The following is an 18,485-nucleotide window of genomic DNA, read 5'->3' as shown; positions in this document are numbered from 1 at the left end:
TATGCCATAAACAACCTCTCATACATCCTTTAATACTGTGTTTCTGCACGGTGAGGTGATGAGGCACTCCTTCATATACTTTTCCGGTCACTATAAAACGGCGTCAGGCCGTACCAAAACGACAAAAACCAATCTCATTCTGATTACCCTACCGGTGCTGTACAGAATGAACCAGGCGAAAGCTATGTTTCAGGAGTGCAACAATGAGTACATTAAGCCACGCAGCGAGCAGCGCTGAAAAGCGCACCAATGCCCGCTACTGGATAGTGGTGATGCTGTTTATCGTCACGTCCTTTAACTATGGTGACCGCGCCACGCTGTCGATTGCCGGTTCGGAAATGGCAAAAGATATCGGCCTTGATCCGGTGGGGATGGGTTACGTTTTCTCCGCATTCTCATGGGCCTACGTCATCGGGCAAATTCCTGGCGGCTGGCTGCTGGACCGTTTTGGCTCGAAACGCGTCTATTTCTGGTCCATCTTCATCTGGTCTGCCTTTACCCTGCTGCAGGGCTTCGTCGATATCTTCAGCGGCTTCGGCATTATCGTGGCGCTCTTCACGCTGCGCTTCCTGGTGGGGCTAGCGGAAGCACCTTCCTTCCCGGGCAACAGCCGCATTGTGGCGGCCTGGTTCCCGGCGCAGGAGAGGGGAACGGCGGTGGCGATTTTCAACTCCGCACAGTACTTCGCGACGGTGATCTTTGCGCCCATTATGGGCTGGCTGACCCATGAGGTGGGCTGGTCACACGTTTTCTTCTTTATGGGCGGACTCGGGATCGTCATCAGCTTTATCTGGCTGAAAGTGATCCACGAACCCAACCAGCATCCTGGCGTAAACAAAAAAGAGCTGGAGTACATCGCGGAAGGCGGCGCGCTGATCAACATGGATCAGAAATCCTCGACGGCGAAAGTGCCGTTCAGCCAGAAATGGGCGCAGATCAGGCAGCTCGTCGGCTCGCGCATGATGATCGGCATCTATCTGGGCCAGTACTGTATTAACGCCTTAACCTACTTTTTCATTACGTGGTTCCCGGTTTACCTGGTGCAGGCACGCGGCATGTCGATTCTGAAAGCGGGGTTTGTCGCCTCGGTCCCGGCAATCTGCGGCTTCGTGGGGGGCGTGCTCGGCGGGGTGATTTCCGACTGGCTGATGCGCCGCACCGGTTCCCTGAACATCGCACGTAAAACGCCTATCGTGCTCGGCATGCTGCTCTCCATGACAATGGTGTTTTGTAACTACGTCAATGCCGAATGGATGATTATCGGCTTTATGGCGATGGCCTTCTTCGGCAAAGGCATTGGCGCGCTGGGCTGGGCGGTGATGGCGGATACGGCACCGAAAGAGATCAGCGGCCTGAGCGGTGGTCTGTTCAACATGTTCGGCAACATCTCCGGGATTGTTACGCCCATCGCTATCGGCTACATCGTCGGCACCACCGGCTCTTTCAACGGTGCGCTGATTTACGTGGGTGTGCATGCGCTGGTGGCGGTACTGAGTTACCTGGTGCTTGTGGGGGATATCAAACGCGTCGAACTTAAACCTGTTGCGGAGCGTGGATCATGACAACGCAATCGAGCCCAACCGTCACGGAGATGAAGGTCATCCCGGTGGCCGGGCAGGACAGCATGCTGCTCAATATAGGCGGTGCACATAACGCATGGTTTACCCGTAATATCGTCGTGCTGAAAGACAGCGCAGGGAACACCGGCGTGGGCGAGGCTCCTGGCGGAGAGGTGATTTACCAGACGCTGGTTGATGCCATTCCGCAGGTCGTGGGTCAGGAGGTCGCCCGTCTGAACAAGGTGGTTCAGCGGGTGCATAAGGGCAATCAGTCGGCAGATTTTGATACGTTCGGTAAAGGTGCCTGGACGTTCGAACTGCGCGTCAACGCGGTTGCTGCCCTGGAAGCGGCTCTGCTTGATTTACTGGGGAAGGCGCTCAATGTCCCGGTCTGCGAACTGCTGGGGCCCGGCAAACAGCGCGATGCGGTTACCGTGCTGGGCTATCTGTTTTACGTTGGCGATCGCAATAAAACCGATCTCCCCTATCTGGCCCGAACCGCGGGCGACCACGACTGGTATCAGCTGCGCCATCAGGAAGCGCTCTCCAGCGACGCGGTGGTGCGGCTGGCCGAGGCGGCGCAGGATCGCTACGGCTTTAAGGATTTCAAGCTGAAGGGCGGCGTGCTGCCCGGCGAGCGGGAGATTGAAACGGCCCGGGCGCTGAAAAAGCGCTTCCCTGATGCACGGATCACCGTCGATCCCAACGGCGCATGGCTGCTGGATGAAGCCATTAGCCTGTGCAAAGGGCTGGGCGATGTCCTGACCTATGCAGAAGACCCCTGTGGCGCGGAGCAAGGATTCTCGGGTCGTGAAGTCATGGCTGAGTTCCGTCGCGCAACCGGGCTACCTGTCGCGACCAATATGATCGCCACCAACTGGCGCGAAATGGGTCACGCGGTGATGCTTAACGCCGTCGACATACCGCTGGCGGACCCGCACTTCTGGACGCTATCAGGCGCAGTCCGCGTGGCCCAGCTGTGCGATGAGTGGGGGCTCACCTGGGGCTGTCACTCGAACAATCACTTTGATATTTCGCTGGCGATGTTTACCCACGTTGGCGCGGCGGCGCCGGGTAACCCGACCGCCATCGATACCCACTGGATTTGGCAGGAAGGTGAAGCCCGACTGACGAAAAATCCGCTGGAAATCATAGATGGCAAAATTGCCGTACCGGATGCGCCGGGTCTGGGCGTGGAGCTGGACTGGGATCGGATCCATAAAGCCCATGAGGCGTATAAAAAGCTACCGGGCGGCGCGCGTAACGACGCGGGCCCGATGCAGTACCTTATCCCCGGCTGGACATTTGACCGTAAGCGCCCTGTTTTTGGACGTCACTGATAAAAGGATTACACGATGAGTACCTTTACGACCCCTGTCGTCACTTCCATGCAAATCATTCCGGTTGCGGGCCATGACAGCATGCTGATGAACCTGAGCGGCGCGCATGCGCCATTCTTTACCCGCAATATTGTCATTATCAAAGACAATTCCGGCCATACGGGCGTGGGCGAAATTCCGGGCGGGGAGAAGATCCGCCAGACGCTGGAAGATGCCATTCCGCTGGTCGTGGGCAAAACGCTGGGTGAGTACAAAAATGTCCTGAACACCGTGCGCAACACCTTTGCCGATCGCGATGCCGGGGGACGTGGCCTGCAGACCTTCGATCTGCGTACCACCATTCACGTGGTGACCGGGATTGAATCCGCGATGCTGGATCTGTTGGGTCAGCATCTGGGCGTCAACGTCGCGTCGCTGTTGGGTGAAGGACAGCAGCGCAGCGAAGTGGAAATGCTGGGCTATCTGTTCTTTGTCGGCGACCGCAGGCTGACACCGCTGCCGTATCAGAGCCAGCCGGATGAACAATGCGACTGGTACCGACTCCGTCACGACGAGGCGATGACCCCGGATGCGGTGGTGCGCCTGGCGGAAGCCGCGTACGAAAAATATGGCTTTAATGATTTCAAACTGAAGGGCGGCGTGCTGGCCGGGGAACAAGAGGCGGAAGCCGTCACCGCACTGGCAAAACGTTTTCCACAGGCGCGCGTGACGCTGGATCCTAACGGAGCATGGTCGCTTGATGAAGCGATCAAAATCGGAAAGCAGCTGAAAGGCGTGCTGGCGTATGCGGAAGATCCGTGCGGGGCAGAACAAGGCTTCTCGGGCCGTGAGGTGATGGCGGAATTCCGCCGCGCAACGGGGCTGCCAACCGCGACCAATATGATTGCTACCGACTGGCGTCAGATGGGACACACGCTGTCATTGCAATCTGTCGACATTCCGCTGGCGGACCCGCACTTCTGGACGATGCAGGGCTCGGTGCGCGTGGCGCAGATGTGTCATGAGTTTGGCCTGACCTGGGGCTCGCACTCTAACAACCACTTCGACGTGTCGCTGGCAATGTTCACGCACGTTGCCGCTGCCGCTCCGGGGACGATTACCGCTATCGACACGCACTGGATCTGGCAGGAGGGTAATCAGCGTCTGACTAAGCAGCCGTTTGAAATCAAAGGTGGCATGGTTCAGGTGCCTTCCACTCCGGGGCTGGGGGTTGAGCTGGATATGGACCAGGTGATGAAGGCCCATGAGCTGTACCAGAAACACGGTTTGGGCGCGCGCGATGACGCGATGGCGATGCAGTATCTGATCCCCGACTGGACATTCGACAATAAACGCCCGTGCATGGTACGATAAACGCATTGGGACCGCTCCCATGGGCGGTCTTTTACGTGGTGTATGCTTAACGTAACGACTATGCGTAAGGATGGCTTATGAAAATTGTTATCGCACCGGACTCGTATAAGGAAAGTTTGAGTGCGCTTGAGGTTGCGACAGCGATAGAACGTGGTTTTCGCGAGATCTTTCCCGAGGCGGTTTACGTCAAACTGCCGGTTGCGGACGGCGGCGAAGGGACGGTTGAGGCGATGATCGCGGCAACGCAGGGACGCATTGTGCATGTTCCGGTGACCGGCCCGCTGGGTGAGCGCGTGGACGGGTTTTATGGCTTATCCGGTGACGAGCAGAGCGCCTTTATTGAAATGGCGGCGGCAAGCGGCCTGGAGCTGGTCGTCCCTTCACTGCGTAATCCTCTGAAAACCACCTCCTGGGGCACGGGCGAACTGATTCGGCATGCGCTGGATGCGGGCGTTAAGCATATCATCATTGGCATTGGCGGCAGCGCCACCAATGACGGCGGAGCAGGGATGGTGCAGGCGCTGGGCGCTAAATTGCTCGACGCGAGCGAACAACCTCTTGGGCAGGGCGGAGGCGAACTGGGAAAACTCGCGCGTATCGACCTGAGCGGGCTGGACAGACGTCTGGCGGAGTGTCGGATAGAAGTCGCCTGTGATGTCACGAATCCACTCACCGGAAAGGACGGTGCGTCAGCCGTATTTGGACCGCAAAAGGGTGCCACACCCGAGATGATCGTCACCCTGGACAACGCGCTGGCGCAGTATGCGAGAGTCATTGCCCGGGATCTGGATATCGACGTGCTAAACCTTGCTGGCGGCGGAGCGGCAGGTGGCATGGGGGCGGCGCTGTACGCCTTTTGCGGCGCGCAGCTGCGCCAGGGCATTGAGATCGTGACCGATGCGCTACACCTGGCCGACCAGGTGGCCGATGCGGATTTGGTGATCACCGGGGAAGGCCGCATTGACAGCCAGACGATCCACGGCAAAGTCCCGGTGGGGGTGGCGAAGGTGGCGAAACGCTTTAACAAACCCGTTATTGGCATTGCTGGCAGCCTGACGGCGGACGTTGGCGTAGTACACGATCACGGCATTGATGCAGTGTTTAGCGTGATCTACACCATCTGCTCCCTGGAAGACGCGCTGGAAAATGCCAGCGAGAACGTCAGGATGACCGCAAGGAATATCGCTGCGGTGCTGAAAGTGGGGCAGGCATTTTAGCTGTGGTTGCCGGGTGGCGGCTTCGCTTTACCCGGCCTACGTTAGTGCACCTGTAGGCCCGGTAAGCGTAGCGCCACCGGGCATTTACCTCAGCTTCCCAACACCTTCATCGCTTCCCGCGTCACATTATCCATTTCATCCAGCAGCTCCAGGAACTCCGGTTCAAGCTCCGATTCCGGCGTACCGGCACGCAGCTGCTGCTCCAGCAGCTGGCAGAGGTTTTTCAGCCGCGGCACGCCGCTGTACCCGCAGCTGCCGTGTAGCTTGTGGATCGCGTCCAGCAGATCTTCCGGATTTTCACCCACCAGCTGCTCTTCCACCTTATTGCGGATCTCCGGCAGAAACGCGACCAGCATTTGCAGCATGTCGCGGGCGAGATCGGGTTTACCTGCCGCCTGGCGCAGCGCAAGCTGCCAGTCAAAGGTAGCGTTCTGATTAACGCTTACCTCAGCCTGCTCGCTGGAAACCGTGTACGTCCCGACGATATGACCCGGCTTGTAGCGCAGCAGCAGGCTATGAAGTTTCTCTTCATCGATGGGCTTTGCCAGGTAATCGTTCATCCCGGCGCTCAGCAGCTTCTCCTTCTGGCCCGCCATCGCATGGGCGGTGACCGCAATGACCGGCGTTTGCTGCTGATGCGGCAGCTGGTGGATCAGCTCGCAGGCCCGGATGCCGTCCATGCCCGGCATCTGAATATCCATCAGGATTAAATCGAACTGCATCTGCTTAGCCTGTTCAACCGCCTGCGCGCCGCTGGTGCACAGCTCAACATGCTGAACCTGGTCCTCAAGCAATGCGCCTATCAGCTTCAGGTTGGCCGGATTATCATCCACCGCCATCACGCTCATCGGCAATTTTTGCTCATCGTAAATCAGCGGAAGGGCATGCTGGCTAAGACGGCAATACTCCGTGAGCGCGGGCAGGAGACGGGTCGCGGTGAGCGGTTTTAGCAGACACGCGGCGGCTCCGTCATTTTTTAACTCTTCTGCATTCAGCTGAGCGTGGCAAGGCAGCGCCAGCAGCAGATAGTCGGTCATCGACGCGGCTTTCGCCAGCCGCTCCTGCTGCATGGTCAGCTCGCCGGTAAAGGTGACCGGGATCCCCATCAGCAGGATGTCGTAATGCTCAACGGCCAGGGCGGAGAAGGTTGGGCTGTAGACCACCTCCAGCGGCGTGGTGCTTAATATGTCGAGCGTACACTGCGCCGCTGCGGCGTTAGGCTCAACATAGGCCAGTCGCTTGCCCTTCAGGCAGTCCGTCATCGGACCGTCGGTCAGCACGTTCGGATTAAGGTCCAGATTAATGTGGAACCAGAAGGTTGAACCGCGGTTCGGCTGGCTGTGGAAAGAGATATCGCCGCCCATCTCGTTCACCAGACGCTGGGTGATCACCAGCCCCAAACCGGTGCCGCCATGACGGCGGGAGATACTGGCGTCCGCCTGACGGAACGCCTGGAACAGACGCGACTGGTCGCGCTCCGGAATACCGATGCCGGTATCGCGGATCTGGACTTCAATCTGAACCTTATTGCTGCTGATCGAGCGTTTCTCTACCAGGACGTCGATATTACCGCTTTCGGTGAATTTAATGGCATTCCCGACAAGGTTGGTAATGACCTGCTGCAGGCGCAGCGGATCGCCAATAACGTTATCCGGCACGTCGTTTTTAATATTAAGCGTCAGCTCCAGGCCTTTATCGTGCGACGAGTGCGCTAGCAGCGTCACCACTTCATCAAGCGTGCTGCGCAGCGGGAAGGGAATACTCTCCAGGATCAGCTTGCCCGCTTCCAGCTTGGAGAAGTCCAGCACGTCGTTGATGATCGCCAGCAGGTTGTTGGCCGAGCGTTCAATGGTGTGCAGGTGATCGCGCTGAGTGGGGTTGAGCTCGCTTTTGAGCGTCAGGCGGGTAAAGCCGATCACGCCATTGAGCGGCGTGCGCAGCTCGTGCGACATATTGGCAAGGAATTCCGACTTGATACGCGCCGCTTCCTGGGCGCGCTTTTTCGCCAGATCCAGCTCAACGTTCTGGATCTCCATCTGCTCCAGCGTTTCGCGCAGGTCGGACGTCGCCTGGTCAACGTTGTGCTGCATCTCTTCGTGATAGGCCGCCAGCGACATCGCCATCGAGTTGATGCCGTTTTTCAGCATGTCCAGCTCGCCCAGCATAAACCCTTCCACACGGCTGTCGAGCTGTCCCCGGCGGATGCGGTCAACCGTGTTAACCATGTTGCGGATGGGGCCCGTCACGTCGCGCATCAGGCGCCAGCCGAAGATCAGCGCAATGCCAATGCAGAACAGCATCATCACGCCAGAGATGAAGATTTCTTTGTACTGCTGTAGCCGTACCGACTTGAGATCCAGCTCCAGCGCCACATATCCCAGCATATTATTGCTGGATTTGGCGTCGGATTGCGCGGACTCATCGGGGGAATAGCTTTCCGACACGATCGGCGTGCGCAGGATCATGATATCGCCGCGCCGCAATACGGTGAGGTGGCGCGGGAACGGCGTACCGTCCGGGATCTTCAGGGCCGCCGGATCGAGATGAAAGTTCGAGGTGACAAACAGCCGGTTATGTTCGTCGTACACGGAAATGGCGCGTACGATGTCCGAGTGGCGGCGGTGGAGTACGCTGATTAACTGCCCAATGGATTCGCGGTTTTGCAGGTTCATGCCGTACTCGCTGGATACGGCCAGCGGTTCGATGATGCTGGCGCCTGCATCCTCCAGCTGCCGCTGCAAATCGTTATAGCGGTGCACCACAAAGAAGATACTCAGCAGCAAACCGATAAGAACGGTGGGGGCGAGGATCAAAATCATCATGCGCGCGCGCAGGCTGTAGTTGGTCATGGCGTTCCGTTATGGGACAATTAAGATAATTATGTTTATGTGAGAAAAATCTCGGCGATGGCGCAATTCTACTCTGCAAAGCGACGCGTGACGACGCGTGAAATCATTACTGTTGAAGCCACGGACCTCGATCCGTTTGGTCAGGGAGTAGCACGTCACAATGGTAAGGCTCTGTTTATAACAGGTTTACTGCCAGCAGAACGAGCAGAAATTACGCTGACGGAAGATAAACGCCAGTTCGCGCGCGGACAGGTTAAGCGTCGTCTCAACGATAGCCCGGAGCGCGTGAAGCCCCGCTGCCCGCATTTTGGCGTTTGCGGCGGCTGCCAGCAACAGCATGCGAGCACAGAATTACAGCAAAAAAGTAAAAGCCGCGCGCTGGCGCGTCTGCTCAAACATGACGTTAACGAAATTGTTGCCTATGAGCCCTGGGGCTATCGTCGTCGCGCGCGCCTGAGCCTCAGCTATCAGCCAAAAACGGATCGTCTGGAGATGGGGTTTCGCAAGGCCGGCTCCAGCGACATCGTTGACGTGAAGCAGTGCCCCATTTTGGTGCCCCATCTTGAGGCGTTGCTTCCGGAAGTGCGCATTTGCCTCTCCGGGCTGGACGGCGTACGCCATCTCGGGCACGTCGAACTGGTCATGGCAAACAATGGCCCGCTGATGGTGCTGCGCCACACCGCGCCGCTGTCGAAAAAAGATCGCGAAAAACTGGAACGCTTTTCGCATTCCCACGACCTGGCGCTTTTCCTGGCACCACAAAGCGAGATACTTGAGCAGGTTACCGGTGAGGCGCCCTGGTATGCGTCAAACGGGCTACGCTTAACGTTTAGCCCGCGGGATTTCATTCAGGTCAATGATGGCGTTAACCAGCAGATGGTGGCGAAAGCGCTGGCGTGGCTGGATGTCCAGAAAAGCGATCGGGTGCTCGATCTGTTCTGCGGAATGGGCAACTTCACGCTGCCGCTGGCGCGAGAAGCGGCCAGCGTCGTCGGCGTGGAAGGCGTTGAGGCGCTGGTGGCGAAAGGGCAGGAGAACGCGCGGCAGAACGCCTTGCAAAATGTGACATTCTTTCATCAAAATCTTGAGGAAGATGTCACCCAACAGCCATGGGCAAAGCAGGGCTTTGATAAAATTTTGCTCGACCCGGCACGTGCCGGTGCCCCGGGCGTGATGGCACATATTATTAAACTCGCGCCGAAGCGTGTGGTCTATGTTTCCTGTAACCCGGCAACGCTTGCCCGGGACAGCGAGGCATTACTCAGCGCGGGTTACCAGATTCAGCGTCTGGCAATGCTGGACATGTTCCCGCACACTGGGCATCTGGAATCGATGGTGTTGTTCGAGCACATCTAATTTGTTTGGCTTGTCGACTTCGACAGGCCCTGGTCCCTAAAGGAGAGGACAATGGTTGCGGTAAGAAGTGCACATCTCAATAAAGCTGGGGAGTTTGACCCACAAAAATGGATCGCAAGTCTGGGAATTTCCAGCCAGCAGTCGTGTGAACGCTTAACCGAAACCTGGGCCTATTGTCTGCGCACCACGCAGGGGCATCCCGACGCGGATCTTCTCCTGTGGCGCGGCGTGGAGATGGTTGAAATCCTGTCCATGCTAAACATGGACATCGAAACGCTGCAGGCCGCGCTACTCTTCCCCCTCGCGGATGCGGACGTGGTCAGCGAAGACGTGCTGCGCGACAGCGTCGGAAAATCCGTCGTCGCGCTGATCCACGGCGTGCGCGATATGGCGGCCATTCGTCAGCTTAAAGCCGCGCATACCGATTCCGTCTCCTCAGAGCAGGTCGATAACGTTCGCCGGATGCTGCTGGCCATGGTGGATGATTTCCGCTGCGTGGTCATCAAGCTGGCCGAGCGTATTGCCCACCTGCGAGAGGTAAAGGATGCGCCGGAAGACGAGCGCGTGCTGGCCGCCAAAGAGTGTACGAACATCTATGCGCCGCTGGCGAACCGCTTAGGGATTGGTCAGCTGAAGTGGGAGCTTGAAGATTACTGCTTCCGCTATCTGCACCCGGCGGAATATAAACGGATTGCCAAACTCCTGCACGAGCGCCGTATTGACCGCGAGCACTATATCGAGGAGTTTGTCGGCGGCCTGCGCCAGGCGATGAAAGAAGAGAACGTGCGCGCCGAAGTCTACGGTCGGCCTAAGCATATCTACAGCATCTGGCGCAAAATGCAGAAGAAACACCTCGCCTTTGACGAGCTGTTTGACGTGCGCGCCGTGCGCATCGTGGCGGAGCGTCTGCAGGACTGCTACGCCGCGCTGGGGATAGTACACACTCACTTCCGTCATCTGCCCGATGAGTTCGACGACTATGTCGCCAACCCAAAACCGAACGGCTACCAGTCTATCCATACCGTGGTGCTTGGCCCTGGCGGTAAAACGGTTGAGATTCAGATCCGCACCAAACAGATGCATGAAGACGCCGAGCTGGGCGTTGCCGCGCACTGGAAATACAAAGAAGGCACCTCCGGCGGTGCGCGTTCTGGCCACGAAGACCGCATTGCCTGGCTGCGCAAGCTGATTGCGTGGCAGGAAGAGATGGCTGATTCCGGCGAGATGCTCGATGAAGTGCGCAGCCAGGTCTTTGACGATCGGGTGTATGTCTTTACGCCGAAAGGGGACGTTGTCGACCTGCCGGCCGGCTCTACGCCGCTCGATTTTGCCTACCACATCCACAGCGATGTGGGACACCGATGCATCGGGGCGAAAATTGGCGGGCGTATTGTACCGTTCACCTATCAGCTGCAGATGGGTGACCAGATTGAAATCATTACCCAGAAGCAGCCCAACCCGAGCCGGGACTGGCTTAACCCGAACCTGGGGTATGTTACCACCAGCCGCGGGCGCTCGAAGATTCACGCCTGGTTCCGTAAGCAGGATCGTGACAAGAACATCCTTGCCGGTCGCCAAATCCTCGACGACGAGCTGGAGCATATCGGGATAAGCCTGAAAGAGGCGGAAAAATTCCTGCTGCCGCGCTACAACTTCAACGAGCTTGACGAGCTGTTAGCGGCCATTGGCGGTGGTGATATTCGTCTGAATCAGATGGTGAATTTCCTGCAGGCGCAGTTCAATAAGCCAAGCGCGGAAGAGCAGGATGCTGCGGCGCTGAAGCAGCTGCAGCAGAAAACCTACGCGCCGCAGCAGCGCAGTAAAGACAACGGCCGCGTGGTGGTCGAGGGTGTCGGTAACCTGATGCACCACATTGCCCGCTGCTGCCAGCCAATTCCAGGGGACGATATCGTCGGCTTTATCACCCAGGGGCGCGGAATTTCGATTCACCGTTCCGACTGCGACCAGCTTGCCGAGCTGCAGTCCCATGCGCCGGAGCGCATCGTGGAAGCGGTCTGGGGGGAAAGCTATTCCGCTGGCTACTCGCTGGTGGTGCGCGTTACCGCCAACGACCGCAGCGGCCTGCTGCGCGACATCACGACCATTCTTGCCAACGAGAAGGTCAACGTGCTGGGCGTCGCCAGCCGCAGCGATACCCGCGAGCAGCTTGCCACCATCGATATGACCATCGAAATCTACAACCTGCAGGTGCTGGGCCGCGTGCTTGGCAAGCTGAACCAGGTGCCGGATGTGATTGACGCGCGTCGTCTGCACGGCGGCTAAACATCGTCTTCCGTAGGCCGGGTTAGGCAACGCCGCCACCCGGCATTTTTTTATCAGGACATAACCATGACTCAAATCGACCGCCTGCTCGGCATCATGAAACGCCTGCGCGACCCGGAAAACGGCTGCCCGTGGGACAAAGAGCAGACTTTCGCTACCATTGCCCCGTACACCCTTGAAGAGACCTATGAGGTGCTGGACGCCATTTCCCGCGAAGACTTTGACGACCTGCGCGGCGAGCTGGGCGATCTGCTGTTCCAGGTGGTGTTCTATGCACAAATGGCGCAGGAAGAAGGGCGCTTTAACTTTGACGATATCTGCGCAGCAATCAGCGACAAGCTTGAGCGCCGTCATCCCCATATTTTCGGTGACGCTACCGCAGAAACCAGCACCGAAGTCCTGGCCCGCTGGGAGCAGATCAAAAGCGCCGAGCGGGCAGAAAAATCCCAGCACTCCGCGCTGGACGACATTCCGCTGAGCTTGCCCGCACTGATGCGTGCGCACAAAATCCAGAAACGCTGCTCCGCGGTGGGGTTTGACTGGACCTCTCTCGGCCCGGTGCTGGATAAAGTGCACGAAGAGATTGACGAGGTCATGCATGAAGCGCAGCAGGCGGTGGTGGATGAAGCAAAGCTTGAGGAAGAGATGGGCGACCTGCTGTTTGCGACCGTCAACCTTTCTCGCCACCTGGGTGTAAAAGCGGAAACGGCGCTGCAAAAAGCCAACCTGAAATTCGAACGCCGCTTCCGCGAAGTAGAGCGGATTGTCGCCTCGCGCGGCCTGGAAATGAGCGGTATTGACCTCGACGCGATGGAAGAAGTCTGGCAGGAAGTAAAGCGCCAGGAATCTGATCTCTAACGAAATTTTGCGATCAAGCGCAATTTGTGTGATTTTTTAAATGACAAGCGCTTGATTTGCGTCAAAAACATTTACCCAAAAGGGGCTATTTTCTCACTCCTTATGTTTGTCATGGCCTGGAATGGAGACGGAGAATGAAAGTTTGTGGCGCTGGCCGTGTTCGGGTATACTACTTTCCCGTCCTGGTTATTCCATCGTTTCACCCTAACTTCTCAGGTTCAGCATGACAACGAACTATATTTTTGTGACCGGCGGGGTCGTATCCTCTCTGGGTAAAGGCATTGCCGCAGCCTCCCTCGCAGCCATTCTTGAAGCCCGTGGCCTTAATGTGACCATGATGAAACTGGATCCGTACATCAACGTCGATCCGGGCACCATGAGCCCAATCCAACACGGGGAAGTGTTCGTTACTGAAGACGGCGCTGAAACCGATCTGGATCTTGGCCACTACGAGCGTTTCATCCGCACCAAAATGACCCGTCGTAACAACTTCACGACCGGCCGCATCTACTCCGACGTTCTGCGTAAAGAGCGCCGTGGTGACTACCTGGGTGCAACCGTTCAGGTTATCCCGCACATTACTAACGCCATCAAAGAACGCATTGTTGCGGGTGGCGAAGGCCACGACGTGGTGCTGGTTGAAATCGGCGGTACCGTGGGTGATATCGAATCCCTGCCATTCCTGGAAGCGATTCGTCAGCTGGCGGTAGACATTGGCCGTGAACACGCGCTGTTCATGCACCTGACGCTGGTGCCGTACATGGCCGCTGCAGGTGAAGTGAAAACCAAACCGACTCAGCACTCTGTTAAAGAGCTGCTTTCTATTGGTATTCAGCCAGACATCCTGGTTTGCCGCTCCGATCGCGCGGTTCCGGCGAACGAACGTGCGAAAATTGCATTGTTCTGTAACGTGCCTGAAAAAGCCGTTATTTCAATGAAAGATGTCGATTCCATTTATAAAATCCCGGGCCTGTTGAAATCTCAGGGCCTGGACGATTATATTTGTAAACGATTCAGCTTGAACTGTCCGGAAGCTAACCTGTCTGAATGGGAACAGGTTATTTACGAAGAAGCCAATCCGGCAGGCGAAGTGACTATCGGTATGGTCGGCAAGTACATCGAGCTGCCGGATGCCTATAAGTCAGTGATCGAAGCGCTGAAACACGGTGGTCTGAAGAACCGTGTCTCCGTGAACATCAAGCTGATTGATTCGCAGGATGTTGAAACGCGTGGCGTTGAAATCCTGAAAGATCTGGATGCTATCCTTATCCCTGGCGGCTTCGGCTACCGTGGTGTAGAAGGCAAGATCGCCACCGCGCGCTATGCGCGTGAAAACAATATTCCATACCTCGGCATCTGTCTGGGTATGCAGGTTGCGCTGATCGAATTTGCGCGCAACGTAGCGGGAATGGAAAACGCGAACTCTACGGAATTTGTGCCAGACTGTAAGTACCCTGTTGTGGCGCTTATCACCGAATGGCGTGACGAAGAAGGTAACGTCGAAGTCCGTACCGAGAAGAGCGATCTGGGTGGCACCATGCGTCTTGGCGCACAGGCCTGCCAGCTGACTGACGATAGCGTGGTTCGCAAGCTGTATGGCGAGCCGGTCATCACCGAGCGCCATCGTCACCGCTATGAAGTCAACAACATGTTGTTGAAACCTATTGAAGCCGCGGGCCTGCGTGTTGCGGGACGCTCCGGGGATGATCAGTTAGTCGAGATCATTGAAGTGCCAAACCATCCGTGGTTTGTCGCCTGCCAGTTCCACCCGGAATTTACTTCAACGCCACGTGACGGGCATCCGCTGTTTGCAGGCTTCGTTAAAGCCGCCAGCGACTACCAGAAGCGTCAGGCGAAGTAAAAAAAGTTAGAACGGCAACGCGTACCTTTGGTACGCGTTGTTTGTCTGGAGTTTTAGTTTAACTTGTACTGAGGAAAATCTAATGTCCAAAATCGTTAAAGTCATCGGTCGTGAAATCATCGACTCCCGTGGTAACCCGACCGTTGAAGCCGAAGTTCACCTGGAAGGTGGTTTCGTTGGTATGGCTGCTGCTCCATCAGGTGCTTCTACCGGTTCTCGCGAAGCGCTGGAACTGCGCGATGGCGACAAATCTCGCTTCCTGGGTAAAGGCGTACTGAAAGCGGTTGGCGCTGTAAACGGTCCTATTGCTCAGGCAATCATTGGCAAAGACGCTAAAGACCAGGCTGGCATCGACAAGATCATGATCGATCTGGACGGTACTGAAAACAAATCTAACTTCGGTGCGAACGCAATCCTGGCTGTTTCCCTGGCGAACGCCAAAGCGGCTGCGGCTGCTAAAGGTATGCCACTGTTCGAGCACATCGCTGAACTGAACGGCACCCCAGGCAAATACTCCATGCCTGTACCAATGATGAACATCATCAACGGTGGTGAGCACGCAGATAACAACGTTGATATTCAGGAATTCATGATTCAGCCAGTTGGCGCGAAATCCCTGAAAGAAGCGGTACGTATGGGTTCTGAAGTGTTCCACAACCTGGCTAAAGTTCTGAAAGCTAAAGGCATGAACACTGCTGTTGGTGACGAAGGTGGCTATGCGCCAAACCTGGGTTCTAACGCAGAAGCACTGGCTGTTATCGCAGAAGCAGTTAAAGCTGCTGGCTACGAGCTGGGCAAAGACATCACCCTGGCGATGGACTGTGCAGCATCTGAATTCTACAAAGACGGTAAATACGTTCTGGCTGGCGAAGGCAACAAAGCGTTCACCTCCGAAGAGTTCACTCACTTCCTGGAAGACCTGACCAAACAGTACCCAATCGTGTCTATCGAAGACGGTCTGGACGAGTCTGACTGGGCTGGCTTCGCATACCAGACTAAAGTACTGGGCGACAAAATCCAGCTGGTTGGTGACGACCTGTTCGTAACCAACACCAAGATCCTGAAAGAAGGCATCGAGAAAGGCATCGTTAACTCCATCCTGATCAAATTCAACCAGATCGGTTCTCTGACCGAAACTCTGGCTGCGATCAAAATGGCGAAAGACGCTGGCTACACCGCGGTTATCTCTCACCGTTCTGGCGAAACTGAAGACGCTACCATTGCCGACCTGGCTGTGGGTACCGCTGCAGGCCAGATCAAAACCGGTTCTATGAGCCGTTCTGACCGTGTTGCTAAATACAACCAGCTGATTCGTATCGAAGAAGCGCTGGGTGAAAAAGCACCATACAACGGTCGTAAAGAGATCAAAGGCCAGGCATAATTGCTTAAGCCTTAAAATGAAAATGCCAGTCGAATGACTGGCATTTTTTTTGGCTATTTAAAATCGACCGCCATTTGCTCCGGAATGGTCAGTCCCTGAGTGGTTTGCACGCAGCGGGCGATATAATCCGTAAACCGGGGTGGCTTTGGCATTCCCATGCTCAGCAGCTTATCGTTGCTGAAGCGCACGTTAAGCGTGGCAAACGCGCCGTATAACCGCATGGCTTTCAGCATCAGACGTTCGTTGCACGGGCCAAAAATATGTTTCAACTCGCGGCGCATTCGGACCAGCGTTTCGTAGCTGACCTGGGCATATTTATCCCCGACGGGGGCTTTCTCCAGCGCCTGCGCCATCGCCTGATCGATATCCGCAAAGCGAACGCTGTTCTCTTCACCCGCAGAAATGTGCACCACTTCCCCCGGACGCGCGTTGCTGTTAAGCAACATTAACAGCGCGTCGGCGCAGTAATCCACCGGCACAACGTCAATCCGGTCTTCCATGGAGCACATGAACTTCTGCAGCATCAGGCCCATGCTAAAGACCCAGAAAATGCTGCTCGACGGCGTGCAGCCGTGACGGGTATGGCCAACGACGATGGACGGACGGGCGATGAGCAGGGGAAGGTTAGGGCACTCCTGGCGCATCAGCTGTTCGATGGTTGACTTCGAAAACGTGTATTCCACCAGGTGTTCAGCATTCTCTCTGAATTCGGCGCTTTCGGCGACCAGGGAATCCTGCTCCGGCGTGCATGACATCGCAGTGCCGACGTGGAGGAAACGCTGCAGTCCTGTGACCTGCTCCATACGACGCGCCAGCGCGAGCGTACCTTCAACGTTGACCTTCCAGATCAGCGGGTTGTTACCAAATGAGGCGACGGCCGCACAGTTCACGACATGCGTGACCCGATCCAGACGGGGATCGTTCAGGAAGGCTTCTGGCTGGCTGAGGTCGCCAATCAGGATATTGTCCACATTCAGGGAGGCCAGTTTGTCCTCAGGAACGTTGAACTTGCGCATATTCTCCAGTACGCGCTCCAGCCCGCTCTGCGGATCGCTGGCGCGCGCAAGCAAAAGGAGTTCTATGGATTGATCGTTGGTCAGAATTTTTTCAAGAACTGCACCGCCCAGAAATCCGGTCACGCCTGTAATCAATAACATCTTCATTAATACCGTCTCATTATGATTGATGAGGCGGATTGTAGGCGGGCAAAAGTAAACGGCATTTAAATAATAAAACGCCGAAATCAGTGGCGTCTTAAGCTTATTTTAAGGAAAGGAAATCAGGTGAAGATATTGGACATTATCGCAATGGTAAAAATTCAATCTATTAAAATTTAAATTTTAACTCGTTGAATTTAATTGATTATATAAGGTCTGTGCCGAATGGTGGACTTAATTCAAAATGTAATAAATATAATACTTTGTTACACCAAACATTTGCCGGATAAATGATGAAAACCCCACTTAACGAAAATCAGACAATATAAGGCGCAGGCCGATTTATTTAGCCTGCGAATGATTTTCAGAGCAAAAGGGGAAGCGTGGCGCTGGCTGTTTGCTGGCTAACGTCGCCGTAATGACCATCCAGCGCAATCATGGACGTGGTCAGCAGCTCGACCAGCAGCATCACCCCAACCTTAGCATTGAGTGCGCCCGCGCTCAGGGGACCCTCTGGTTTGGCCGCAACCAGCAGCATGTCGCTCAGGGATGCCAGCGGGCTGCGTGGCGTATTGCTGAGTGCCAGAACCTTAACGCCGCGCTTGCGGGCAAGCTTCACCACGTGGAGTAAATCCCGCGTTGAACCCGAACTGGAGATAGCCACGACCAGGGTCTCTTTTGAAAGCGTTGTCGCATTCATGGCCGCGCGGTGCATATCGCTGAACAGCTGCGCGGGTTTGCCCAACCGCAACAGCTTGTAGTGGAGATACTCCCCAAGGATCGCGCTGGCCGCAACGCCATAAATCTGCACGGACTGCGCCTGGTGCAGCGCCAGTGCGGCCTTTTCAAGCAGCGTGCGGTCAAGGAGCCGGGCGGTATCCTGCAAAGCCTGCACCGACTCATCCACGACGTTATCAATCTCATCGCCCGCCTGACGCGCGGGCTGGCCCTGCTGAATATCCAGCGCAAGCGCCATTTTAAATTCGTTATAGCCCTTGCAGCCCAGCGTCCGGCAAAGACGCGTGACGCTGGCCTCGCTGGTGTGGCTCTCGCGCGCCAGCTCGGTGATCGTCAGGTAGAGCACCCGGGCTGGATCGCTGAGGACAAACTCACCGAGTTTTTGTTGTGTTGGGCTGTACCCGGAAGCCTCCTGGCGTAGCTTCAGCAGCAGGTTTTCATGGTCTGACATGCTCGATCCTTAATGCGTTTCTCTGCGACTAGTGTGGCGGAAAGCGGGGGAAAGATGCCAGTCATTTTGAAAAAGTATGATC

Annotated in this window: 12 protein-coding genes; 9 read left to right on the top strand and 3 right to left on the bottom strand. The window is 56.2% G+C overall.

Annotated elements, in window-relative coordinates:
- The first annotated feature begins 203 nt into the window (after nt 1–203).
- From gudP to FOY93_RS17795, 4 genes are all read left to right on the top strand, one after another.
- Entirely contained in the window at nt 204–1,562 is a 1,359-nt protein-coding gene (gene gudP, locus FOY93_RS17810; protein ID WP_143345467.1) for a galactarate/glucarate/glycerate transporter GudP, read from the top strand.
- Nucleotides 1,559–2,899 (top strand): enolase C-terminal domain-like protein, encoded by a 1,341-nt coding sequence (locus tag FOY93_RS17805; RefSeq protein ID WP_143345466.1) that lies wholly within the window; start codon nt 1,559–1,561, stop codon nt 2,897–2,899. Before gudP ends, FOY93_RS17805 begins: the two co-directional genes overlap by 4 nt.
- Nucleotides 2,900–2,914: 15 nt before the next feature.
- Nucleotides 2,915–4,252 (top strand): glucarate dehydratase, encoded by a 1,338-nt coding sequence (gene gudD, locus FOY93_RS17800; protein ID WP_143345465.1) that lies wholly within the window; start codon nt 2,915–2,917, stop codon nt 4,250–4,252.
- Nucleotides 4,253–4,329: 77 nt separating this feature from the next.
- Complete coding sequence (locus FOY93_RS17795; protein WP_133295067.1) at nt 4,330–5,469, top strand: glycerate kinase; 1,140 nt, start codon at nt 4,330–4,332, stop codon at nt 5,467–5,469.
- Nucleotides 5,470–5,558: 89 nt separating this feature from the next.
- On the opposite strand, the gene barA is transcribed toward FOY93_RS17795, so the two are convergent.
- Complete coding sequence (gene barA / locus FOY93_RS17790) at nt 5,559–8,318, bottom strand: two-component sensor histidine kinase BarA (RefSeq protein ID WP_143345464.1); 2,760 nt, start codon at nt 8,316–8,318, stop codon at nt 5,559–5,561.
- 57 nt (nt 8,319–8,375) lie between these two features.
- Here barA and rlmD point away from each other — a divergent pair, with 57 nt between their 5' ends.
- From rlmD to eno, 5 genes are all read left to right on the top strand, one after another.
- On the top strand, nt 8,376–9,674 hold the full coding sequence (gene rlmD, locus FOY93_RS17785) for a 23S rRNA (uracil(1939)-C(5))-methyltransferase RlmD (RefSeq protein WP_143345463.1): 1,299 nt from the start codon (nt 8,376–8,378) through the stop codon (nt 9,672–9,674).
- A 51-nt stretch (nt 9,675–9,725) separates the two neighbouring features.
- Complete coding sequence (gene relA / locus FOY93_RS17780) at nt 9,726–11,957, top strand: GTP diphosphokinase (protein ID WP_008499628.1); 2,232 nt, start codon at nt 9,726–9,728, stop codon at nt 11,955–11,957.
- Between the two features lie 66 nt (nt 11,958–12,023).
- Entirely contained in the window at nt 12,024–12,815 is a 792-nt protein-coding gene (gene mazG, locus FOY93_RS17775) for a nucleoside triphosphate pyrophosphohydrolase (protein WP_143345462.1), read from the top strand.
- A gap of 223 nt (nt 12,816–13,038) precedes the next feature.
- Entirely contained in the window at nt 13,039–14,676 is a 1,638-nt protein-coding gene (gene pyrG / locus FOY93_RS17770) for a glutamine hydrolyzing CTP synthase (protein ID WP_032648095.1), read from the top strand.
- Between the two features lie 82 nt (nt 14,677–14,758).
- Nucleotides 14,759–16,057, top strand: a complete 1,299-nt coding sequence (gene eno / locus FOY93_RS17765; protein ID WP_024909267.1) for a phosphopyruvate hydratase — start codon at nt 14,759–14,761, stop codon at nt 16,055–16,057.
- Nucleotides 16,058–16,110: 53 nt separating this feature from the next.
- Here eno and FOY93_RS17760 read toward each other — a convergent pair whose 3' ends face one another.
- Together FOY93_RS17760 and FOY93_RS17755 are read right to left on the bottom strand one after the other, a co-directional pair.
- The gene (locus tag FOY93_RS17760) at nt 16,111–17,220 is read right to left on the bottom strand and encodes an SDR family oxidoreductase (RefSeq protein ID WP_115876180.1); all 1,110 of its coding nucleotides are present in this window, start codon (nt 17,218–17,220) and stop codon (nt 16,111–16,113) included.
- 358 nt (nt 17,221–17,578) lie between these two features.
- Complete coding sequence (locus FOY93_RS17755) at nt 17,579–18,403, bottom strand: MurR/RpiR family transcriptional regulator (protein ID WP_024909265.1); 825 nt, start codon at nt 18,401–18,403, stop codon at nt 17,579–17,581.
- Nucleotides 18,404–18,485 lie beyond the last annotated feature (82 nt).

Origin of the sequence: Enterobacter sp. 18A13 (assembly GCF_007035975.1) — a bacterium.
Classification (GTDB): Bacteria; Pseudomonadota; Gammaproteobacteria; order Enterobacterales; family Enterobacteriaceae; genus Enterobacter; species Enterobacter vonholyi.
Note: the sequence above shows the minus strand (reverse complement) of the source record. Positions and strands in the feature narration are given on the sequence as shown.